The organism is Halocola ammonii, from assembly GCF_049334165.1.
Lineage (GTDB): Bacteria > Bacteroidota > Bacteroidia > Flavobacteriales_D > Sanyastnellaceae > JBEGHD01.
The window spans coordinates 1-22,291 of sequence record NZ_JBEGHD010000013.1; the positions used below are offsets into that span (position 1 = coordinate 1).

16 protein-coding genes and 1 riboswitch are annotated in these 22,291 nt (G+C 44.0%); of the genes, 8 read left to right on the forward strand and 8 right to left on the reverse strand.

Annotated features, from left to right (window positions below; genetic code table 11):
• The first annotated feature begins 129 nt into the window (after positions 1–129).
• Entirely contained in the window at positions 130–1,437 is a 1,308-nt protein-coding gene (gene der / locus ABHV44_RS12915) for a ribosome biogenesis GTPase Der (RefSeq protein WP_459075118.1), read from the forward strand.
• Between the two features lie 45 nt (positions 1,438–1,482).
• Positions 1,483–3,600, forward strand: a complete 2,118-nt coding sequence (locus ABHV44_RS12920; protein ID WP_459075119.1) for a hypothetical protein — start codon at positions 1,483–1,485, stop codon at positions 3,598–3,600.
• Here the strand turns inward: ABHV44_RS12920 and metF are convergent.
• Genes metF through ABHV44_RS12935 form a run of 3 tightly spaced genes read right to left on the reverse strand, consistent with a single transcriptional unit; the run spans position 3,597 to position 8,274 of the window.
• The gene (metF, locus tag ABHV44_RS12925; protein WP_459075120.1) at positions 3,597–4,550 is read right to left on the reverse strand and encodes a methylenetetrahydrofolate reductase [NAD(P)H]; all 954 of its coding nucleotides are present in this window, start codon (positions 4,548–4,550) and stop codon (positions 3,597–3,599) included. The genes ABHV44_RS12920 and metF overlap by 4 nt on opposite strands.
• 22 nt (positions 4,551–4,572) lie before the next feature.
• Positions 4,573–7,245 carry a methionine synthase gene (metH, locus tag ABHV44_RS12930; protein ID WP_459075121.1) on the reverse strand — a complete coding sequence of 891 codons (2,673 nt, stop codon included), beginning with the start codon at positions 7,243–7,245 and terminating at the stop codon, positions 4,573–4,575.
• A gap of 12 nt (positions 7,246–7,257) precedes the next feature.
• Entirely contained in the window at positions 7,258–8,274 is a 1,017-nt protein-coding gene (locus tag ABHV44_RS12935; RefSeq protein WP_459075122.1) for a homocysteine S-methyltransferase family protein, read from the reverse strand.
• A gap of 91 nt (positions 8,275–8,365) precedes the next feature.
• Positions 8,366–8,473: riboswitch (SAM riboswitch) on the reverse strand.
• A gap of 159 nt (positions 8,474–8,632) precedes the next feature.
• Between ABHV44_RS12935 and ABHV44_RS12940 the strand changes: the two genes are divergently transcribed.
• On the forward strand, positions 8,633–9,574 hold the full coding sequence (locus ABHV44_RS12940) for a T9SS type A sorting domain-containing protein (protein WP_459075123.1): 942 nt from the start codon (positions 8,633–8,635) through the stop codon (positions 9,572–9,574).
• Between the two features lie 19 nt (positions 9,575–9,593).
• Positions 9,594–10,481, forward strand: a complete 888-nt coding sequence (locus ABHV44_RS12945) for a T9SS type A sorting domain-containing protein (protein ID WP_459075124.1) — start codon at positions 9,594–9,596, stop codon at positions 10,479–10,481.
• A 56-nt stretch (positions 10,482–10,537) separates the two neighbouring features.
• Here ABHV44_RS12945 and ABHV44_RS12950 read toward each other — a convergent pair whose 3' ends face one another.
• Complete coding sequence (locus tag ABHV44_RS12950) at positions 10,538–10,723, reverse strand: hypothetical protein (protein WP_459075125.1); 186 nt, start codon at positions 10,721–10,723, stop codon at positions 10,538–10,540.
• Positions 10,724–11,000: 277 nt separating this feature from the next.
• Between ABHV44_RS12950 and metK the strand changes: the two genes are divergently transcribed.
• The gene (gene metK, locus ABHV44_RS12955; protein ID WP_459075126.1) at positions 11,001–12,254 is read left to right on the forward strand and encodes a methionine adenosyltransferase; all 1,254 of its coding nucleotides are present in this window, start codon (positions 11,001–11,003) and stop codon (positions 12,252–12,254) included.
• 53 nt (positions 12,255–12,307) lie between these two features.
• Positions 12,308–12,742, forward strand: coding sequence for a TonB family protein (locus ABHV44_RS12960; protein WP_459075127.1), 435 nt, complete (start codon positions 12,308–12,310; stop codon positions 12,740–12,742).
• A gap of 79 nt (positions 12,743–12,821) precedes the next feature.
• Here ABHV44_RS12960 and ABHV44_RS12965 read toward each other — a convergent pair whose 3' ends face one another.
• Positions 12,822–14,144 (reverse strand): Ig-like domain-containing protein, encoded by a 1,323-nt coding sequence (locus ABHV44_RS12965; RefSeq protein WP_459075128.1) that lies wholly within the window; start codon positions 14,142–14,144, stop codon positions 12,822–12,824.
• Between the two features lie 181 nt (positions 14,145–14,325).
• Between ABHV44_RS12965 and dnaB the strand changes: the two genes are divergently transcribed.
• Complete coding sequence (dnaB, locus tag ABHV44_RS12970; protein WP_459075129.1) at positions 14,326–15,915, forward strand: replicative DNA helicase; 1,590 nt, start codon at positions 14,326–14,328, stop codon at positions 15,913–15,915.
• 199 nt (positions 15,916–16,114) lie between these two features.
• On the forward strand, positions 16,115–17,374 hold the full coding sequence (locus tag ABHV44_RS12975) for an asparagine synthetase B (RefSeq protein WP_459075227.1): 1,260 nt from the start codon (positions 16,115–16,117) through the stop codon (positions 17,372–17,374).
• 37 nt (positions 17,375–17,411) lie between these two features.
• Here ABHV44_RS12975 and ABHV44_RS12980 read toward each other — a convergent pair whose 3' ends face one another.
• Genes ABHV44_RS12980 through ABHV44_RS12990 form a run of 3 tightly spaced genes read right to left on the reverse strand, consistent with a single transcriptional unit; the run spans position 17,412 to position 22,280 of the window.
• A complete protein-coding gene (locus tag ABHV44_RS12980) occupies positions 17,412–18,359 on the reverse strand; it encodes a tetratricopeptide repeat protein (protein WP_459075130.1) in 948 nt (315 codons plus the stop codon).
• A 4-nt stretch (positions 18,360–18,363) separates the two neighbouring features.
• On the reverse strand, positions 18,364–20,328 hold the full coding sequence (locus ABHV44_RS12985) for a hypothetical protein (protein ID WP_459075131.1): 1,965 nt from the start codon (positions 20,326–20,328) through the stop codon (positions 18,364–18,366).
• Complete coding sequence (locus tag ABHV44_RS12990) at positions 20,325–22,280, reverse strand: transglutaminase-like domain-containing protein (RefSeq protein WP_459075132.1); 1,956 nt, start codon at positions 22,278–22,280, stop codon at positions 20,325–20,327. Before ABHV44_RS12990 ends, ABHV44_RS12985 begins: the two co-directional genes overlap by 4 nt.
• Between the last annotated feature and the right edge of the window lie 11 nt (positions 22,281–22,291).

A 22,291-nucleotide genomic window follows, 5' to 3' on the forward strand; every position in this document is an offset into this window, starting at 1 on the left:
AGTTAAGCCCACCAGCGCAGATGGTACTAGGTTAAACCTGGGAGAGTATGTCGTTGCCACTTTTTTAAAAGCCCCAAATAGGGGCTTTTTTTGTTGGTATATACCTGTTTTAAGATATATTTAACTGTTATGTCAAAGCTTGTTTCAATAGTAGGAAGGCCCAATGTGGGTAAGTCCACTCTCTTTAATCGACTTACTGAATCAAATGCAGCGATAGTCGACCCCACAAGTGGTGTGACCCGTGACAGGAAATATGGATCTGTTCATTGGGGAGATCGCGAGTTCAATATTATTGATACGGGAGGTTACCTAAAATATTCTACCGAGGCATTCGATGATGCTATCAGAGCACAAGTTGAAATTTCAGTTCAGGAGTCAGATTTAATTCTCTTCGTTGTGGATTCTTTAACGGGAATTACGGAGGACGATGAACAGATTGCAAAAATGCTCAGACGTTCAGAGAAGCCTGTACTACTCGTTTCCAATAAAGTAGATACTGGAGATAAAGAGTTTCAATCGGTTGAATTCTATTCCTTGGGAATTGATTCTGAAATTTATTCTATAAGTGCCAATAATGGCTATGGAACTGGAGATTTGCTTGATGCTATTGTCAATCAGTTACCAGTAGAACCTGTGAAGGATGACGAAGATCTTCCTAAATTAGCAGTAGTTGGTCGTCCGAATGTTGGTAAGTCATCATTGATCAACAACCTTATTGGAGAGGACAGAGCAATAGTGACAGATATTGCTGGGACCACAAGGGATAGTGTCAATAGTCGCTACTCTGCCTTCGGGTTTGACTTCATTATTACAGACACAGCCGGTTTAAGGAAGAAGAGTAAGGTCCACGAGAATCTTGAGTATTACTCGACAGTCCGAACTATTAAGGCAATTGACCAAAGTGATGTGTGCTTGCTGCTTATTGACGCAGAAGAAGGCGTTCAGAAGCAGGACCTGAGTATATTTTACTATATCCACCAGCGAAATAAGGGAGTTGTTGTGTTGGTCAATAAGTGGGATAAGGTTGATAAAGACGACTCAACTTATGGGGCTATTGAAAAGACCATTCTAAAGAAGTTTGAGCCATATACTGACATTCCACTTGTTTTCACATCTAATGTCACGAAGCAAAGAATTCACAAGGCGCTAGAGACAGCCCTGGAGGTTTATGAGGCCAGAAAGACGCGCATTCCAACTTCGAAGCTAAACGAGATTATGTTGGAAGCCATTAATCACAACCCTCCTCCTGCAATAAAGGGGAAGTATATTCGAATCAAGTATGTGACGCAGCTGCCATCTTCGGCTCCTGTTTTTGCCTTTTTTTGCAACTTACCTCAGTATGTGAAAGCCCCATACAAGAGGTTCTTAGAAAATCAATTAAGAAAAAACTTTAACTTTAAGGGTGTTCCTCTAAGACTTTTCTTTAGGAAAAAATAAATACACCCCCTTGTGCGAATTGCTTTTATAGCAACACTATTTCTATTGATTGCAGAATTTGCAGTTGGTCAGTATCAGGATTTTTTGAAAACGCCCGATGACTGGAGCAGCACTCCAGTGCCTGTAATTCAAGATAAGTTGTTGCCTGGTACTTTTCTATACGATTCACTTTCGTATGACTTTAAATGGAAAAAGGAAAGGTTTATAAGACTTTTCGTTGAGCGTAAAATGTGCTTTAGGGTAAGCAGTGAACAATTGCAAGATGGCAATTTGAAGCTTCCTATCCCTGTTTCTACAGATCCATTTGCAGATGCTAGAAGTCTTGAAGAATTAGATACTCCACTCCCAGCTCAATATTTTAATGTGCGCATTATTCGTTTTCAGGCCAGAAAATTGACAGGCTATGGAAACACCGAAAGAGTTTTGAAGACAGCAGTTTTCGAAGATGATTCCTTGCGTATATTCAATCGGGATGAACCGAACTTTACATATGACTTTAAGCTATTGGATCTGACGCCTGGAGACATTCTTCAAGTTCATTACAAATACGAAGTGCCATATGAGGAAAACTGGATCGCGTTCAGTTCATTTCGAGTTTTTCTTGGTGACGAAAACCCTAAGAAAGAATTTTATTTTGAGCTTTCACATGAAGACATTCGCAGACTTGAGCTATCTGGTGTTGAACCGGACACTTCGTTTAAAGATGGATCAAAAAATGTTTATCGATGGAGCAGGGAAGCTCTTGCGGAGAATCTATATGCATTTAATGGCCGACCATACAAAGATATTGACTGGATCGGAGTTCGTTTCAATACTAACGGAGAGATTTTCAAGGACTTTTATCGCGGAGGTGGATATCGTTACTTGCCTTATTGGCGAGAAGTGCTTCAAAGACGGTTTTACAAACTGCCAATGTTCTATCGCATTAGTAAAAAAAGGATCTTGCTTGACCGTCAAAATCAGATGATTGATGACTTTATCGAGGAAGTATCGTCCAGGAATAAAATATCAGATCCTGCAGTAAAAGCGATGCTCATTCATCAGGAGATAAATGATTCATTCGAGTACCTGGCTGACGAGGAATATTATGATTTGGAAGATATGTCGCTGGAGAATATTGGACTTCACGTAGCAGAAGATGAGTTGAGAGACATCAGTAGATTCCACCTTTATGCAAAGATCTTAATGCGCATGGAAGTACCTTTCAGGATTGTTCTTCTTGACGACTCTCGTTATTTCCGATTCTCTGAAAAATACCTGCCTCGTGCAATGAACAACGATTTGATGTTCGAAATTTATGGAAAGGGCGGCACTTTTTTGCTTTGGCCCAAAAGCAATAGAGGTGGATTGGAAGTGAGCGAATACCCTTTTTACCTGGAAGGATCCACGGCCATGAACGTAAATCCATTTGACTTGTGGTCTCGTTATGATTGCGACTTTAACATCGACACGCTCTTTTACTACAATAAGTACGAGAACATGCGGATGACGAATATGAAGGTAAGTTTTGATTCTAGCTTTTCAAGTACACGATTTAACACGGATATCAGGCTTTCGGGTCAAATGTCTACTGTTTTGCGGAATTACCTGCGCTATGGAGATGAAGACAAATGGATTCACGATAACTACTACACGGATCTTTTTGAGAGTGCTGAAGGCCGTGACGGTTTAGAAGCGAAACTCACAAACTTTCAAAGAGTTTACCCCTACAAAAGCAGTTTCGAATTGAACTTCAATCGAGTTTTGGATGAGGCTGCGAGTCCGATTGCTGGAAATCGAAATGGAATTGTGGAAGTACCGTTTGACGGCTGGACTAACCTGATCATTTTCCCCGAAATATTTGAGATCAAAGACAGGATAGATCCTTATTACCCAGACTTTCAGTATGACGATATTTTTAATGTAATGGTGGAGCTCCCCGAAGGATTTGAATGGACCAACATCAGTGAGTTCGAAAGTTTATTCGAGAATTCCTTTGGCTCGATTTCAACGGAAGTTACAGAGCTTGATACTGGAAAGTTTTTAATCTCTATTCATTTCTCAATTGACAAATCCATGGTGGCACCTGACGATTTTGATCAGGTAAAATCGCTCTATCAAGAGACTGAAAGAATTGATGATCTTTCATTTCTTTTTCAAAGAAGGCCTATTCCGGTTGATTAGAAAACAGCTTTTGCAATTTCCGAAATCGTTTTTGATCGTCCCATTGAGTAGTAGTGGAGTACAGGCACTCCTGCCTCTTTTAGCTCCCTGGATTGTCGAATACACCAATCGGTGCCAATTTCTCTAACCTCGTTATTGTCTTTCGCTTTTTCAACATTATCCACCAGCTCGTCAGGGAGGTTGGTGTAGAAATAATGCGGAAGAATACTCAGATGTTTTTTGGTTGTGATCGGCTTCAATCCGGGAATAATCGGGATGTTGATTCCAGCATCGCGACAGTGATCTACGAACTCGAAGTATTTTTGATTATCGAAAAACATCTGCGTGACGATGTATTCTGCACCGGCATCGGCTTTTTGCTTGAGATAGCGAAGGTCGGACTTCATGTTGGGAGCTTCGTAGTGCTTTTCGGGATAGCCGGCTACACCGATGCAAAAGTCGGTAGAGTTTGGGTTTTCCAGATCAGGGTCTAAATATTTACCCTTGTTCAGCTCGTCCACTTGCCTTAGCAGGTCGATTGCAAAACTGTGGCCGTCTTTTTCGGGTTTGAAACGCCCTTCGGACTTGATTGGATCTCCGCGCAAAACCAGCACGTTGTCAACTCCGAGAAAGTCCAGATCGATGAGGGCGTTTTCGGTTTCTTCTTTATTAAACCCACCACAGATGATGTGAGGAACCGTGTCTATTTTATAGCGGTTCATAAGCGCAGCACAAATCCCTACGGTTCCAGGTCTCTTTCGAACGGTTTTTCTTTCGAGCAGACCATTTCCTCTGTCCTTGTAAACGTATTCTTCGCGATGGTAAGTCACATCGACAAAGGCCGGATCAAACACCATGAGCTCGTCCATGGTATCGAAAATGGAATTTATGTTTTGTCCTTTGAGTGGAGGTAGAAGTTCCACTGAAAAAAGTGTAGACTTTGCGTTTTTGATGTGGTCTGTGACTTTCATTCAAATAATTTTATCGTTGTGATCAGTACGCGAGATTTGGCCTCAGCCATTTTTCTGCATCTTCAACAGAAATGCCTCTTCGCACTGCGTAATCTTCAATTTGATCTTTTGTAATTTTTCCGAGGCCAAAATATTTCGCTTCGGGATGGGCAAAGTAATAGCCGGAAACTGACGCAGCCGGAGACATTGCCAGACTTTCGGTGAGTGTGATGCCGGTACTCTTTTCGGCATCGAGAAGTTTCCAGAGTGTCTTTTTCTCGAGGTGATCGGGACAAGCAGGATAACCCGGTGCCGGGCGAATTCCTTTGTATCTTTCAGTAATCAGTTCCTCATTCGTGAGTTTTTCATCCGGTTGGTAGCCCCAAATTTCTTTTCGGACCTTTTCGTGAAGAAACTCTGCAAAAGCCTCGGCAAGTCGATCAGCCAGAGCTTTGGCCATGATGGAGTTGTAATCATCGTGGTCGGCTTCGAATTTCTTTACGAGCTTGTCAAGACCGATTCCGGTGGTGACTGCAAAGCAACCAATGTAGTCCTGGATTCCGTAGTCTGCTGGGGCGATGAAATCAGCCAGAGCTATGTTGCTTGCCTTAGCCGACTTAGAAGTCTGTTGCCGCAGAGTAATCAGCTTTTCCTGACCAGCTTTAGTATCCACCAAAATGTCGTCTTCTTCGGCATTGCAGGGGAAAAGCCCCACCACGCCATTGGCTTTCAAAAGATTTTTTTCGAGGATTTCGGTGAGCAGCTTTTGAGCGTCTTCGTAAACCTGTGTCGCCTGTTCGCCTACAACTTCATCTTCAAGAATTTGTGGGAATTTACCTGCCAGTTCCCAGGTTCTGAAAAATGGAGTCCAGTCGATGTATCGCACCAGCTCCGAAATTGGGAAATCATTCAGGTTTGTAACACCGATTTTTTTCGGCTCGACAATGGTTTTCTCCGAAAAGTCCAGTTTAGGCTTGTTATCGCGAGCATCCTGAAGGCTCAGGTATTTCTTCGTGTTCGATTTATTCTCGTAGTTGGTTCTTACCTTTTTGTATTCTTTGTCGATTTCGGCACTAAAATCCCCGCGACTGTGAGCATGGCGCAGTTTATCTGCAACGGTTACGGCTCTTGAGGCATCGTTGACGTGAACCACAGGTCCGGAATACTTTTGGTCGATTTTCACGGCAGTGTGAACACGAGAAGTGGTGGCACCGCCAATTAGCAGCGGAACGTCCATTTTTCTGCGCTCCATCTCTTCGGCAACGTGAATCATTTCATCCAGTGAAGGCGTGATTAACCCGCTGAGGCCGATCAGGTCCACTTTTTCTTTCTGAGCTGTTTCCAGAATTTTTTCTGCCGGTACCATCACGCCCAGGTCGATGACATCGTAGTTGTTGCAGGCGAGAACTACCGAAACAATATTTTTCCCAATGTCGTGGACATCACCTTTTACAGTGGCCAGTAGTACTTTTCCGGCTTTTCGTGAAGCTTCGTCTTTTTCTTCTTCCATGTAGGGAAGGAGGTAGGCCACAGATTTTTTCATCACCCTGGCACTTTTCACCACTTGTGGAAGAAACATTTTCCCGGAACCAAAAAGGTCACCGACCACGTTCATTCCGGCCATCAAGGGTCCTTCGATTACTTTCAGCGGGCTCTTGATTTTCAGTCGTGCTTCTTCTGTGTCCTCTTCAACGAATTCAGCGATTCCTTTCACCAAAGCATGTTCAAGGCGTTTTTCAACGGTGGTTTCTCGCCACGACAGATCTTTTTCTTTTTTCTTCTCACCGCCTTTTACCATTTCTGCGAATTCGAGCAAGCGCTCTGTGGCATCTTCCCTTCTGTCGAAAAGCACATCCTCAACATGCTCTAGAAGGTCTTTTGGGATTTCATCGTAAACCTCCAGTAAGGTTGGATTCACAATCCCCATGTCCATTCCTGCCTTGATGGCGTGATAGAGAAAAGCAGCGTGCATCGCTTCTCTCACGGGAGTGTTGCCGCGAAAGGAAAACGAGATGTTGCTGACTCCTCCTGAAACGTGAGCTCCTGGCAGATTTTTCCGAATCCAACGCGTGGCTTCAATAAAGTCGATTGCATTTTTTCGATGCTCGTCCATGCCTGTTCCTACAGGGAAAATGTTCGGATCGAAAATGATGTCAGAGGCCGGAAACCCGACCTTCTCAGTGAGCACCTTGTAACTGCGTTCGCAGATTTCGATTCTGCGTTCGAGTGAATCTGCCTGTCCATTTTCGTCAAATGCCATAACGACAACAGCTGCACCGTAGCGAAGAACTGTTTTCGCTTGCTGAATAAATTTTTCTTCACCTTCCTTGAGGCTGATCGAGTTTACTACCGACTTTCCCTGTACGGTTTTTAGTCCAGCCACAATGATTTCCCATTTAGAGGAATCGATCATCACCGGCACTCTGGCAATGTCTGGTTCTGCCGCCATCAGATTGAGGAACTTCACCATGGCTGCTTTTCCATCGATCATACCTTCATCCATGTTGACATCGATGATTTGGGCTCCGCCTTCCACTTGTTCGCGGGCCACTTCCAAAGCCTCGTCAAAATTATCCTCCTGGATCAATCTCAAAAATCTTCGGGAACCAGTCACATTGGTGCGCTCTCCAATATTGATAAAATTGGATTCAGGAGTGACGATCAGCGGTTCGAGCCCTGACAGTTTGAGTGTTGCCTGTTCTGTAGTGTAGGTCATTTGCAGGTTATGTTAGGCTGTAGTTTCAGTTGTGTGATGCAGCTTTCGAGGAGAGAACTGAGCAGCTGTTTGTGCAATTTCTGCAATGTGTTCGGGAGTGGTTCCGCAGCATCCGCCAATTATGTTCACGAGATTTCGATCGAGGTATCCTTTGATTTGTTCGGCCATTTCTCCTGGTGACTGATCGTACTCACCCATTTCATTAGGCAATCCTGCATTGGGGTGCGCGCTGATGAAGAATGGTGCTTCCGTAGCCAATGTGTATAGGTAAGGTGTTAGTTGTTCGGCTCCCAGGGCGCAGTTGAGACCGATGCTAAAGAGCGGAACGTGGCTGAGCGAAATCAAGAAAGCTTGAGCTGTTTGTCCTGAGAGGGTTCGGCCGGAAGCATCAGTGATGGTTCCCGAAACCATTATTGGTAGCTCAACTCCGTTTTTGTCAAAAACCTGTTGGATGGCGAAAAGCGCAGCCTTTGCATTCAAGGTATCGAAGACGGTTTCCACTAAAAGAATGTCGGCTCCGCCATCGATTAAACCTCGGGTTTGTTCCTCGTAGGCTTCTACGAGTTGGTCGTAAGAAATGGCTCGGAAGCCGGGATTGTTGACATCGGGCGAAAGGGATGCGGTTTTGTTGGTCGGGCCGATCGAACCAGCCACAAATCTAGGCTTTCCAGGATTTTTTGCTGTGAATTCCTCAGCGACTTCTTTTGCAATTTTGGCTGACTGAAAGTTGAGTTGATACACCTGATCTTCGAGTCCGTAATCGGCTTGTGCGATGCTCGTGCTACTAAAGGTGTTTGTTTCTAAAATGTCGGCTCCAGCAGCAGCATAATCCTTGTGAATCTGTCGGATGATCTCCGGCTGAGTGATGGAAAGCAAATCATTGTTGCCTTTGAGCGGCATGTGGTGATTGGCGAATTGAGTGCCCCGAAAGTCTTCTTCCGTGAGTTTATGTCGCTGGATCATCGTGCCCATTGCACCGTCCAGAATCAAAATGCGCTTTTCAGCAGCTTCGCGAAGGGATTGGTTCATTCCTGATAAAAATTTGGCCGCAGCCGGTTTTCAAAAAATGAACTTATCAGGAAATTGCGGGGGATGTGTAAAAGGACAGTTTGAGTCGCTTACCTCATCTTTCCCAAGCCGTGTTGGATTGGGTTAGGAATTAGCACCCGGCTTTTCCGGGTTGCTAAGACATCACAGGGCCTAGTCCCTCCGTCTTTCTTGATAAGTTTCGAAACAAATGTAATAATAAATGAATGTGAAAGTGAATGACTGTAAAATAATCATGGATTTTAGAAGTGTGCTCAGAATTAGAGACGTGTTGAGTAGGGGAATGGAGTGATGTCTTGTAAGTTAGTTAACTTACCTTTCTTAACTAAGATCAAAATTTATGAAAGAACTGACTATTTCTCTATTGTTTGTCTTTGCTGTTTCATTTGGATTCTCTCAACAAATTTGGCAATTGCCGCCCGAAGGATCGGTCTACACCTATTCCCTAACAAGTGTCTCAGGTTTTGGAAAGGTCATTCATACTCCTGTTCAGCATGTCTGGGGAGGAGAGATTGAATTGGACGGTGAAGTTTGGAGAGAACATCCGCAACCTTACTCAGAGGATGAAGATGATTTGAATTTTCTGGTAAGAGAAGAAGCTGGCGTTTGGTATTTGAAAAACACCGATTGGGAAGAATACGAAGCTGATGAGTTCATTCTCTACGACTGGACTGCAGAAGTAGGAGATACCATTCAGTCTGTGTCGTCAGGCCAGTTCTGGGATCAGGAAACTTTCAGTCTTCGAGTGGATAGTGTCTTGATGGAGAATTTTTTAGATGGATCAGAACGTAAAGTTTTTCACCTGACGAATCTGGACTTCGATTTGTCTTATCCAATTGTTTGGGTAGAAGGCGTAGGTTCAATCACTGAATTTTTGACCAATGCATCAGGAACGACCTTGCAGGATATAGGAGCATTTTTGGTTTGCGGGCATAGCGCCTCAACCCTGGTCTACGAAACCGATCGAATAGATGAATTAATCGACTACGAAAATTGTAATTGGGTCCCGGTCGGAATTGACGAAATCGAATCAGTCGAATTTCAAATTTTTCCAAACCCTGCAAATGAAAGGATTCAAGTCAAGTTTGAAAACCATCAATCAGAAGTACTAAAAAGTATCTCAATCATCGATCTACAGGGCCGGACTCTTAAAGAGAAATTGTTGAATTCATCAAGCAAGGAATTCGAGATTTACGTCAGCGACATTCCGAACGGAGTTTACTTTTTGAAGCTGAAAAGTGCAATTGGAAACTCAACTCAAAGGCTCCTTGTTCAACATTAGACCCCAAAACACTGACATTATGAAACATGTATTACTATTCATTTTTATCTCAGCATCTTTATTCACAACCGCCCAAACCTGGGCGCCAGAAGGAGCCACGTGGCACTACAACTTTACCAATGGCTTTGCTGTCGAGGGCTACGTTAAAATCGAACGAGTTGGTGACACCTTGATCAATGGCATTAGCTGCGACAAGCTTCAAAGGGAAAGTAACACCTACGACTTTGTCAATGAAGAATACTCTTCGGGAGTCACCGGACTGGAATTCACCTACGAGGAAGATAGTGTTGTTTATTTCTACCACGAAGGCGAGTTTTATACCCTTTACGATTTTACGGCTGAAGCTGGGGACATTTGGAGTTTACCTGGAGAGGATCTTTGTGAAGCCGATCAGGTCGTAGTGGACAGCGTTGAAATGGTCGAGATCGATGGTGAAATGCTCAAGAAGCTTTACATCCATTCAGCTGAGAACAATCAGTTTTTAGGGGATGAAATTATAGCAAAACTTGGATCGCAAACTTATATGTTTCCAACACCTTATTGTGTGACAGATGTGAATGAAGGTGGTCCATTCCGCTGTTATTCGGATAACACGGGATTTGCCTACACGGTCGATCCCGAAACGCCTTGTGATTTTATTGTTGCAGTAACCACCATTTGCCCAATTGATCCGGAAGTCAATATTTTTCCTAACCCTACAACTGAAATACTCAATATCTCAGCTCCTCTACACATTTATAAGGACACCAAATTTGTGATATTCAATTCTTTTGGTGAAATAGTGAAAATCGGAACTATTAATTCATATCCAAATAGAATTGACGTTTCCGATCTTTCCAGTGGAGTTTACATTTCAAAACTAGGCAATGGAGATGATTCCCGATTGAAGAGGTTTGTTGTGAAATGATAGGTGAGGCTCTGAAGCCGATGAATGAATTTGATAATAGCTGTTAGCAACAAGGATTATTTCCTTGCTACCAACCAAATTGCCACTCCGGCAATTACAACAACACTTGCTGCCGCTGCCGCAAAATTTAAATTGCGCTGAGCTGTTCTGGCTTTTTCCAGATAGCTGCTTCCAAGTCCTTTTTCGGCTATAAAATCATCTGTTCTATCAACTACTTCTTTTGCTTTTTCTTTAATACCCATTTTGATTTTGTTTTTGATTCTGTCTATAGAACAGGTGCACCGGGCAATTGTTCCCTTGCCACCTTTTTGGAATTGATTTCTCGGACAGTAGAAATTGCCGGTGTTGAAGCTTCGAATTGACAAGTTTTGACCTCGTATTTAAATCCAACTGAAAATTTTACATTTGCACGCTATGCGTGGAAGGATTTGGCCTATTGCAACCACCGAAAAAAATGCTAAAAAAGCGCTTCATTGCGGCTTGGCCATCTTTTTTTAATCTTTTAAAACGTATAAAAAAATGCCGTATTTGTTTACCTCAGAGTCCGTTTCTGAAGGACATCCCGACAAGGTGGCTGACCAGATCTCCGATGCGTTGATCGACAATTTTTTGGCCTTTGATGAAAACTCTAAAGTAGCGTGCGAAACGCTGGTAACTACCGGACAGGTGGTGCTTGCGGGAGAAGTGAAATCGAACACTTACCTCGATGTGCAGAAAATCGCCCGCGGAGTCATCGAACGCATTGGCTACAACAAGAGCGCCTACATGTTTGACGCCAGCTCCTGCGGAGTACTGAGCGCCATCCATGAGCAAAGTGACGATATCAACCGCGGTGTTGATCGCGAAAGCCCTGAAGAGCAGGGAGCCGGAGACCAGGGAATGATGTTTGGCTACGCTTGCCGCGAAACCGACAACTACATGCCCATCGGACTAGCCGTTGCTCACCTTTTGTTGCAAGAACTGGCAGCACTGAGAAGAGAAAACAAAGACATTACTTACCTGCGACCAGATTCAAAATCGCAGGTGACCATCGAATATTCAGACAACAACGAACCGCTGCGCATCGACTCGATTGTGATCAGCACCCAGCACGATGAGTTCGACTCTGACGAAAAAATGCTCGACAAGATCCGCAAGGACATGGTTGAGATTTTGATTCCCCGCGTGAAGGCGAAAGTTTCCGACCGCGTGGCGAAGTTGTTTACCGGAGAAATCAAATATCACATCAACCCGACCGGGAAGTTTGTGATTGGTGGTCCTCACGGAGACACCGGCCTTACAGGAAGAAAAATCATCGTGGACACTTACGGTGGAAAAGGCGCCCATGGAGGTGGAGCTTTCAGCGGAAAAGATCCTTCGAAAGTTGATAGAAGTGCAGCTTATGCCACTCGCCACATCGCCAAAAACCTTGTAGCTGCCGGAGTTTGTGACGAAGTGCTCGTTCAGGTTTCTTACGCCATCGGAGTGGTGGAGCCAATGGGGCTTTACGTAAACACTTACGGAACTTCCAAGGTGGACATGAACGATGGAGAAATCGCCAAAAAGGTGATGGAAGTTTTTGACATGCGCCCTTACGCCATCGAGAAGAGATTGAATCTCCGCTCTCCGATTTATGAAGAGGCAGCCGCTTACGGACACATGGGAAGAACTCCTGAGAAAAAACGAGTAGCTTTCACATCGCCTGACGGAACTGTAGTAGAAAAAGAGGTGGAAACTTTCACCTGGGAAAAACTCGACTACGTTGACAAAGTGAAAGAAGCATTTCAGCTTTAAACAGTCTGATTCTTTGAGGTTGTTTAATTGATTACGTGACTTATAATCACTTCATGATGAGAGTAGTATTGTTAATGTTTTTCATGAGTTCGTGTGCATTGTTGACTCATGCTCAGAATGAAAGGTTCACTGGAGCAGTGGATTCGGTGTACACTCCAGATGGGAAGCTGCACATTAATACTCTGCCTGTCTATGAAGGAGGCTACAGTGGATTTCTGAGTGATTTAATGCAAAGTTTGGAGTATCCAAAGAAAGCCACTAAGAAGGGAATCGAAGGTGACGTCCACGTTAAATTCACAATTTCAGAATCTGGTGAAATAGAAGAAATAGAAATTGTTAAATCGTCAAACAGAATATTTAACAAGGCGGTCATAAAGGCGCTTAAGTCGTTAGAGAAAAGGTTTGAACCTAGCACAATGGATTCAAAACCAGTACCAACCAGTACTACCTTACCTGTTACGTTTAGGTTGAAAAAGAGCGATGATTGAAGATTATTATCAATCTCCATAATTAAAGAGAATTAAAGGAAAAACTCAAAGCCCGTTTTCGAAAGAGGACGGGCTTTTTCTATTTATTGTACATCACATCAATTCCCTCAATTGGATTGTCCACGGAGTATGTCGCGACTGTGCTGCCGGTTTGGTAGCTAATGGCGTGGAACTCGTTTCCTTCAGATGCGAAGATGGCGCCAGTTGCCCGGTCGTAGGCGAGGTGTTCTGCAGCTATTCCAGGACTCACGTTGTAGATGTTGTTGTTGACGAGTGAGTAGCGGAAAATACCGTCATCGTGGGCGATCAAAAAGTTGTTGTCATCAACCTTGCAAAGATCGTGGATAGCTCCATCGGGCAGAGTTGAGTTGATTTCGTCAAAATAGTTTCCATTGAAAATGTAGAAGATCACGCGGCCGTTTCCGTCCTGGTCGTTTGCAGCTAAGAGAGTTCGATCTGAGTCAACCGTTTCAATGTCTACAAAATCAAATTGGGTGGGTGCAGATTGAAAGAAAGTTCCACTCGAGCGATTGTAAATCGAGAGTCTTCTGTTGCCGTTTCCGATTTGCACTTCTTCAACGAAAATGTGATCCTCGTTGGCTGCAATTTCAAATGGCCGAAAATTGTTTTGCGTTTGGATGATCAGTTGCTGATTGCCGACTCCGTTGTAGCTTCTAATCCTATCGTCTCGAGAGGTTACGTAAAAATCGTTGTCAAAAGAAGATAAGTAGAGGTCGTTGTAGAACGGTTCGCTCGACTCGTTCAGCGAAGGAGCTTGAGAGATCAGCTCGAAGTCGGGAAAGTTCAGAACTGAGGCTCCGTCAAACTGTTCTCCGGTGATCAAAACTGTTTGGCTGTGTGAGTTTGCTGCTCCAAAAGTGAAGTCTGACGAGAAGTTGGTGGCTGTGGCCAGTTCGTTGTTTTCTCCCAGCGTATCGACTTGCAAATCGGAGGTTGCCGATCGGCTAAAAACTAATACCGCTTCTCTCTCAAGCGGCACTTCATTGAGTTGAATTTCCAGGAAGTCTCTTCCTTCGTTTTTGCCATCACTGGCCACCACATTGATAAAATAAACTCCACTGGACAACTGAATATTTGTGACAGGAATTACACCAACGAATTCATCTGAGGCATTGCCGCCAGCAGAGATAAAAGTGCCGGAAGCAACTGTGGCATTTCCCGAATTCGTCAGTGAAAATGAAACGGATTCTATTCCTTCGTTGTCTTCTACCTGGGCAGCTACTTCGATAGTGTCGAGCACATTGTAAGTCGGGTTGCCAGTCGGGAAAGTGATATCTACCGAGGGCGCTTCGGTATCCTCTTTTTTACAACCGGTTGTTGATATCAATGCACAAAACAGAGTGGTAGTGAGGAGGAAAAATCCTATCTTAAAAGGAGACATTTTCATAGTTTAAATATGGTCAAAAGTTATGAGAAAAAGCAAATTCTGGAGGTAACTCTCTGATTGAAAATCGACTTCAGAGCTATCAACAATTGTTCATAACTCCCATTGAAAACTTTTGACTTAAAAAGGACAGTTCAATCCATTCTCAGCGTTTACCGAATACTATCTTTGACGCCCCATGAAAGAAACTGAATCAAATAATTCGCGCAAAAATCGCACCCAGGCGGTGAGAAATCTGTTGTCGGATAATACAATGGAACACGGTAAGTTACAGCCGCAAGCCGTTGATCTCGAGCAGGCTGTTCTCGGTGCAATGATGCTCGAGATGGGAGCAGTCAATCAGGCCATTGACATCCTTCACGAGGAGAGCTTTTACAAAGAAGCTCACAAGAAGATTTACGCGTGCATTCAGAAACTCTTTCAGACCGGTGACCCGATCGATATCCTCACCGTGACCAACGCATTGAAGTCGGCCGGAGATCTCGATTTTGTCGGTGGACCTTACTACATTTCGCAGCTCACCAATAAGGTGGCTTCGACTGCCAACATCGAGTTTCACGCTCGTATCATAGCCCAAAAATACATTCAGCGCGAGTTGATTCGCATTTCCGGTGATGTGATCAAGGAAGCTTTCGAAGAAACGACCGATGTTTTCGATTTGCTTGATCGAGCAGAAAACAACCTTTTTCATGTAGCGGAAGGAAATATTCGCAAGAATTACGACCGCATGAACAACGTGATGAAAGAGGCGATCGACCAGATTGAAGCGGCCAGAAAAAACACTGATGGCGTTTCTGGAATTCCATCAGGATTTAAAGATCTCGACAGACTCACTTCCGGTTGGCAGCGCTCCGATATGATCGTGATTGCCGCGCGTCCTGCCATGGGTAAAACGGCCTTCGTTCTCTCTATGGCGAGAAATATGGCTGTGGATCACAACGTACCTGTGGCTTTGTTTTCACTGGAGATGTCTTCGGTTCAGCTTGTTCAGCGTTTGATTGCCAGCGAGACAGAGATTTCAGCAGAAAAGCTCAGAAAAGGATCGCTCGAAGATTACGAGTACCAGCAGCTTCACCAGCGAATTGGTAAACTCACCGAAGCTCCGATTTTTATCGATGACACTCCGGGGCTTTCTGTTTTTGAGCTTCGTGCAAAATGCCGAAGACTAAAAGCACAGCACGGTATCGACATGGTGATTATCGATTACCTTCAGTTGATGACCGGTGGGGGAGACAATAAAGGTGGGAACCGCGAGCAGGAAATCAGCCAGATTTCTCGCTCGATCAAGGGGATTGCCAAGGAGTTGAACATTCCGATTATCGCGCTTTCTCAGCTTTCGCGAAATGTTGAAAACCGCGGTGGTGACAAACGACCAACGCTTTCCGACTTGCGTGAATCTGGTGCGATTGAGCAGGATGCCGATATCGTGAGCTTCATTTATCGTCCGGAATATTACGGCTTCACCGAACACCCCATCCACGGAACGCCAACTCAGGGTGTGGGAGAGTTGATCGTAGCCAAACACAGAAATGGTGCGGTTCAAGATGTGCAGCTCAGGTTCATTGGCCATCTGGCGAAATTTACTGACCTGAACGCTTCTTTCGATAACAGTGACGGATACGGTTCTGCAATGAAACCCAGCAATGAATTTGATCAGGGTGAAGGCGAGCCGACTACCATTACTGTGAGCTCAAGTATGAATGACGATGATGACGATGACTTTGGCAATTCGGGAGGCAACTTTTCTAATGACGATGTTCCATTCTAAACATCTCTTTTAGCTTTACTCTTTTTGCTTTTTCAATTGATGAATTAGCGCTAACTTTCAACCTCCATCTCAAAAACGAGACGACCGGAAGGAGTAGGCTGTTATGATTTTTTGCATTCGTAACTTCGGGCAAATTTGCTCGTTCGGGTAATATTTGTATCCTCTGGGAGTTGAACTGAAAGAAAGTACACGAAATATGATGAAACGGATCCTTACTCTTTTGCTCTTTGCACTAATCACTTTTTCAATGCAAGGGTCGAAGATTCTCATTCCAATGGACGATGATCAGTCCAATCACCTAAAAGCTTATGGAATTGCCTACTGGGTTTTGCAAAATGAAATTGAAGTAGAGTGGTTGCTCAACTATCGTGGAGGGAGTTTCCTGATCGACAACTACGGAGATATTTCTGAAGAATGCACCATTCGTGGTGTTTCCTACCAGGTGATTGCCGATGTGCAGGCACAGAGCATCTACGCCCAAATTGCCGATCCGGAAGTAAACATGGAAAAGGTTAAGCTGGAAGTGGCGCCCAAAATTGCAGTTTACACGCCCAAAAGCGCCCTGCCGTGGGACGATGCCGTGACGTTGGTTTTGACGTACGCAGAAATTCCCTACGACATGGTTTACGATCCCGATGTGCTTGGGATGGAATTGCCGAAATACGACTGGCTGCATTTGCACCACGAGGATTTTACTGGACAGTACGGCCGATTTTATCGAAGCTTTAGAAATGCCGCCTGGTATCAGGAAGAAGTGCGCCAACAAGAGGCAATGGCCGCTCAGCTCGGCTACAACAAGGTTTCGGAAATGAAGGGCGCTGTGGCGAAGGAGATAAAAAACTTTGTACTCGGTGGCGGTTTCCTTTTCACGATGTGTTCAGGTACGGATTCGTTCGACATTGCGCTGGCTGCTCAAAACACAGACATTTGCGAAAGCATGTTTGACGGAGATCCGATGGCGCCAAATGCTCAGTCCGCTCTGGAATTCGACAGGACTTTTGCATTCACAGACTTCCAATTGGAAAAGGATCCAATGGTCTATGAGTTCTCATCGATCGATGCCACAAGAGCTCACAGCAAGCTCGGGCAGATCAATGACTTTTTCACCTTGTTCGAGTATTCCGCCAAATGGGACATCGTGCCAACGCTCCTCACTCAATCGCACGAACAGGTGATTCCCGGGTTCATGGGGCAAACCACATCTTTTCACACAGAGTATCTGAAGCCTGATGTGCTTGTGATGGGCGAAACCAAGAGCATCGGAGTTGCAAAGTACATCCACGGGAACATGGGTAAAGGTCACTGGACTTTTTACGGAGGCCACGATCCGGAAGATTACACTCACCGGGTTGGTGACCCACCAACTGATTTGAATTTGCACCCCAACTCACCGGGTTACCGTTTGATTCTGAACAACATTTTATTCCCAGCTGCTAAAAAGAAAAAGCAGAAGACATAAATCTTCTGCTTTCAATTTTTTCTGTGCGATGATTTGATTAATCGTTTATGCAGTGCTTTTCTTTTAGTTTCTCCACTTCCGGGCCGTAGAGCTCTGTGAAGTTGTATTTAAGAGCGAGTTGAATGTTTTCGCAGGCATCGTCAAAATCTTCTTCATCAATGGCAATAATCGCGAGGTTGCGATAGGCGTAAGCATTGGTCTCCATTTTTCTGAGCGACTTTTTAATGTTCTTTTTGGCCTGTCGGTTTTTCCCGAGCTTATAAAGAACGAACCCATAATTATTCAAAATATAAGGGCTGTCGGGATGTCTTTCCAGGCCTTTTTTGAAAGCATCCTCAGCCTCTTCATAGCGTTCCATTTCTGACAATTGAAATCCGAGGTTTGAATAGGCACCTTCAAAATCGGGGTCTAGTTCCACGAGTCTTTTTACCAATGCAAGAGCTTCTTCATTTCGTCCGATGTCTCCGTAGTGCATTGCAAGGTTGTTGATAAACCCCACGTCATTAGTGTCGGTGGCATAAGCCTCTTCGAGGTCTGCCAGAGCGAGATCCTTATTGCCAACACGGTTGTGACAAGTGGCTCTATTAAATTTTGCAACGGCTTTCAGTGAATCTGCTTCGGCTACTTCAATGGCTCTGGTCAACACTGTAATGCAATTGTCGTATTGTCCAACATTTAGTAAGGTGCTTCCCTGACCGAGATAGCCGAAATAATTATTTGGATCGCGCTCTACAATTGTGCTAAACGTCTGAAAAGCATCCTGTACCCTGTTAAGGTCAAGCTGTGCCATTCCCTTTTCGTAGTCAGCGTAGTTTAAAGCTTCACCTTCCACGTTGAGGCTATTGGCAATGTTCATAATTTTTTGAGGGTCCTCAACCCCTTTGAATTTTTCCCTGACCTCTTCAAGAGAGTCGTCATTTTGAGAAAACGATGAGAAGGCCACGAGTAATGTGGCGACTGTGAGAATTGATGCTAGGTATTTCATGTTGTTATGACTTTTCCAGTACCAGAGTGATTTTATTGAAATCGGCAGCGGCATTAATTACCTCCCGGTAGGGCTGATACTCTTCCACTGGGAACTCCATCTGAGTGTAGTATTCATCAACCGTAACTGTAACCTTATTACCGTCTACCGAATAGGTTGAAGTAAAACCGGCTCCATCATTTCCATCTTTGAATGGAGTTACGCTCAGATTGAGATCATCCAGGTTTTTGCAGACGTAGCCTTCGGGCAGCGTGAATGTTATTTCTCGCGAATACATGTGGTTGTAAGTGTTTTCAACCGGATTGATTCGCTCCTCATCCTGGTAGAGTTCCGCTTGCTCTCCAATGAGCTGGCCAATTTTAAAGAGAGTTTTATCACCGGCATTTTCGAGGTAGTCAGCAGAACTAAAACTGCAATTCACGATGAAAGGCTTCTTCATCAGCTTATCGACACCTTCGTTGCGTGTTTTCACTTCTTTGATTTCGATGTTTTCATTAATCGATTTAGCAATACCCTCTTTCAAATCGTCCTTGTCGCTTTCAGACTCCATGAAAGTGAAGTAAGGTTGAAAGTTGAATGCATAATAGCCTGTTAGCTCCTGGTCGTAGTCAATTTCAAGTTTCGACATGTCCTCGGCAAAGGCCACATCGATCTTCATGTTTTGTTGAGAGTGATCTGCCGGAGGAGCCGGGATAAACTTCACACGTCCGAGGCCAGATCGCATCCCGCCCACTTCTACAGACTTAATAAAAAGACCATTGTTGTGGATGTATCCAAAGGGTAAAAGTCCCAGGCGGTAGAGTGTCCCGGAGGGAATTAGGTATTCGTCTATCTCTGGGAAATAGAGCAAGTAAGTGTCGAGGTAAACGTAAGATTCGAAATCCTTATAAAATCGAACATCGTATCTGCTACAGGTGAGCACGATTTCTGGAGAAATGTCTGCCATTTTATACAGCTGGTAAAGTAGCATTGTCGCACCAGTCTCGTTGCACACATTGTTTTCAAGAATAAAATCGAGGTCGCTTAGTTCAGGAGCGCCTGCTTCTACAATGGCGAAATTTGTTTTCACGTAGTTCTCGATTTTCAGAATTTCGTCTCGTTTGCCGAGGGAAATCGCAACCTGTGCATTCTTTAGAATCTTCTCGAGTTTTCGTTGTTGTCTATTCGATATCTCTGGGTTTAGAGACTCAAAAATTCTTTGGCTTACATCTCCGTAGTTGTAAACATTGCTGTTGCCCGTGGCGTAATTTTCTTTGAGATGATAGAGCACGCCCATTCGGTTTCCCTGGATGTTTGCAAACTCCTCGTCCGAAAGTGCGGGAATGTTAGACATTTCCACTTCGAGTGCATTGTAGTCAGAAATCGCAGTGTCTTTTTCCAACTCTGGGTAGCCGTTTAGGCTTTTGGTCGCGATAATTAAATTCTCTGGTGAATAAATGCCGAATTCGTTTTTTACCACATGGTAATCTGACTGGAATGGAAGATAAATGCCAGTGAGTCTCGGGTATCGGTTCATGATGTAATAGAACTCAATGATAGATCCTTTTTCAGCACCTTCCATAGCGAAGTACTTGTAGGTGTCTCCTTCTTCAGTAGTTCCTTTTTTCAAGGCATCCTCACCGAGAACTTTAACTTCTGCTGGGGTAATCACCCGCGCATCGTAGTCAACCAATTCGGTAGACTGATTTAGGTTCAGGTAGACTTTGTTGTTTTCTTCAATAGAGCTTTCAGAGTTCACATAGATCATCTGATGCATCAGAAAATACTCAGTGAGCCCTTGTTCAGACCCTTCGTAGACCATGTCTACAATGCGTTTGTCGAGAATTGTAGCCACCTCCAGATCGGCTACATCAGCAATTAGTGAGTCATAATTTGGGTCTTCCTGCCAGGAATAATTCAATAGCTCATTTTGACTGAAGCTCATGAACGAAATGAGCATCAGTGAGAGAGTTGTGGCAAATAGTCTCATTCTTCTTCTGATATAATTTGGTTAGACGGTTTTCTTATCACAATTTGCTGAGAGTGACTTGTCTGCAGCTTGTTGACGTATTCGTTCCAGGCGTTAAAATCTTCACCTTCGAGTTTTATGTAACGGTTGTCGTAGCGCATTCTACGTTCCAAAACACCTTGATGCTGTTTGTAATTGTTGGTGAATTCGAACTGTTCGTGACTAAAACTGCTCGAGTCTGGAATCTCGCTAATTTGGTGAGATGGATCGGTCTCGAAGACCACAATTTCTTCACGAAGAGACTTAAATCGCGATTCGTAGGGAAGCTTTCTTTCTTCTTCAAACTTTGTAGGCTGATCCAGCTTGTCGAGGTTGAGGTTTACAAATGCTTCACCATCTACCTCAATCACATAGTCGGGGATGTGGAAGGTGTAATCCAGATAAAGCGGCATTTGTGCGTTGTCAGTATTGCTGATCGACATAGAGTCGAGAATAAATCTGTTGCTACCTTTCAACAAGTAGTTGCGGCAGTATTTTCGAAGTTCACTTTTGCTCATGGTACTCATTCTATCCATGAAAGTCATTCTGCTGAATCCGGTTAGTTCGAGGCGACCTGTACCAGTCAGATTTGTTCCTTCAATTTTTACAGAAACAGAATCTTTAGTCAGGTTATTTTCACTTTCGATCATCGGGACTTCCACAACCTCGAAAGACTCACAGTCTTTATTTACCATTACTTCCTTACCTTGAATGAATGGTGAAGGAAGACCAAAGGGCAAGTTGCTGTGTGTAGGATCCAGAAAGTAGTACTGTCCATCCGACTTTAGTGCGGCAATCATGTGGTTATCGGCACTGGGACTGGGGTTTTCCTCGTATTTGTAGGGCAATTCGCGAGTGCCGACCCAGGCCAGCTGAGCTTCTATTCCCTGAAGGCGCATTAACTGAAACAGTAAGTTAGACATGCCCTTGCAATCGCCATAGCGATTGTGACAAACTTCGGCTGCACTCTGAGGAATAAATCCGTTGTAGCCATCTTCAAAAGCAATGTATTTGATGTTACTTTTTACCCAGGAGTAGAGTGCTTTAGTTTTGCTGATCTCATCTTCAAGTCCAGCCACTATGCTATCCGAAATAGCTTGCAGCTCGGGATTGTCTTTTTCTGATTCTTGAATGAAGTCGCAATACCAGTTGTGCAGATCATTGACATCCCCCAGGACTCGAACCTCTTCTGACTGGTTTTTGTATGATTTCATTCGCACCAAAATTTGTGGTGCAAAATAAAGTGCACCTGGCGCACCGCTTTCATACTCCATTTTTGGAACATTCTTCACTGTCCAGGTACGAACCATCTCTGTACTCAGGTCCTGTTCTGTCATTTCAACATCAAGGCCTTCCATGTTGATAGGAGTGAACTCCATTTCAACATTCTTGTCATAGCGAACAGTGAAAACAGCTTTTTCAACAGGAGTGTATGAGCCGATGTAAAACATAGGCAACATGTGAGGATCGGTGATAGTAAAGTTGGCCCTGTAGAAGGATTGGTAGCCTTTGCCCACCAGCGGAAAATCAAAAGAGGTTTTTTTACTGTCATCATAAAAAATACTCCCTCCACTGAGATCGCTCACCTGAAAATTCCCTACGTCCTCTTCTTTGTAGCGTCTTTTTTTGGGGATTAGGGTATAGGCCTCAATGTTTTCCAGCTTCCTGAAGTCGGAATGTGAAACCGACTCTGAGGTAAATCGGCTCGCATTTTCCGACAGGTAAAACTTCTTGTATGCGTTCGAATACGAAATAACAGGTTTGCCACTGTTAATTTCGATATCCAGGTTTTTTTCTGTTTTCAAAACCACATACGGATCATCCGGATAGCGCTCCTTGTAGGTTCTAAATTCGTCTGCTGGTTTTTGAGCTAAACTTACTGATGTTGATAGCAGGAACAATGCTATCAGAGTATTGCAAAAAACAAGTTTCATAATCAGGGGTC

What these genes read in the sequence shown, in the direction of transcription:
- ABHV44_RS12950 (WP_459075125.1), bottom strand. Translation starts at nt 10,723, where the DNA reads ATGGGTATTAAAGAAAAAGCAAAAGAAGTAGTTGATAGAACAGATGAT.
- ABHV44_RS12965 (WP_459075128.1), bottom strand. Translation starts at nt 14,144, where the DNA reads ATGTCTCCTTTTAAGATAGGATTTTTCCTCCTCACTACCACTCTGTTT.
- ABHV44_RS12945 (WP_459075124.1), top strand. Translation starts at nt 9,594, where the DNA reads ATGAAACATGTATTACTATTCATTTTTATCTCAGCATCTTTATTCACA.
- metH (WP_459075121.1), bottom strand. Translation starts at nt 7,245, where the DNA reads ATGACCTACACTACAGAACAGGCAACACTCAAACTGTCAGGGCTCGAA.
- ABHV44_RS12990 (WP_459075132.1), bottom strand. Translation starts at nt 22,280, where the DNA reads ATGAAACTTGTTTTTTGCAATACTCTGATAGCATTGTTCCTGCTATCA.
- ABHV44_RS12940 (WP_459075123.1), top strand. Translation starts at nt 8,633, where the DNA reads ATGAAAGAACTGACTATTTCTCTATTGTTTGTCTTTGCTGTTTCATTT.
- metF (WP_459075120.1), bottom strand. Translation starts at nt 4,550, where the DNA reads ATGAAAGTCACAGACCACATCAAAAACGCAAAGTCTACACTTTTTTCA.
- ABHV44_RS12985 (WP_459075131.1), bottom strand. Translation starts at nt 20,328, where the DNA reads ATGAGACTATTTGCCACAACTCTCTCACTGATGCTCATTTCGTTCATG.
- ABHV44_RS12935 (WP_459075122.1), bottom strand. Translation starts at nt 8,274, where the DNA reads ATGAACCAATCCCTTCGCGAAGCTGCTGAAAAGCGCATTTTGATTCTG.
- der (WP_459075118.1), top strand. Translation starts at nt 130, where the DNA reads ATGTCAAAGCTTGTTTCAATAGTAGGAAGGCCCAATGTGGGTAAGTCC.
- dnaB (WP_459075129.1), top strand. Translation starts at nt 14,326, where the DNA reads ATGAAAGAAACTGAATCAAATAATTCGCGCAAAAATCGCACCCAGGCG.
- ABHV44_RS12975 (WP_459075227.1), top strand. Translation starts at nt 16,115, where the DNA reads ATGAAACGGATCCTTACTCTTTTGCTCTTTGCACTAATCACTTTTTCA.
- ABHV44_RS12960 (WP_459075127.1), top strand. Translation starts at nt 12,308, where the DNA reads ATGATGAGAGTAGTATTGTTAATGTTTTTCATGAGTTCGTGTGCATTG.
- metK (WP_459075126.1), top strand. Translation starts at nt 11,001, where the DNA reads ATGCCGTATTTGTTTACCTCAGAGTCCGTTTCTGAAGGACATCCCGAC.
- ABHV44_RS12980 (WP_459075130.1), bottom strand. Translation starts at nt 18,359, where the DNA reads ATGAAATACCTAGCATCAATTCTCACAGTCGCCACATTACTCGTGGCC.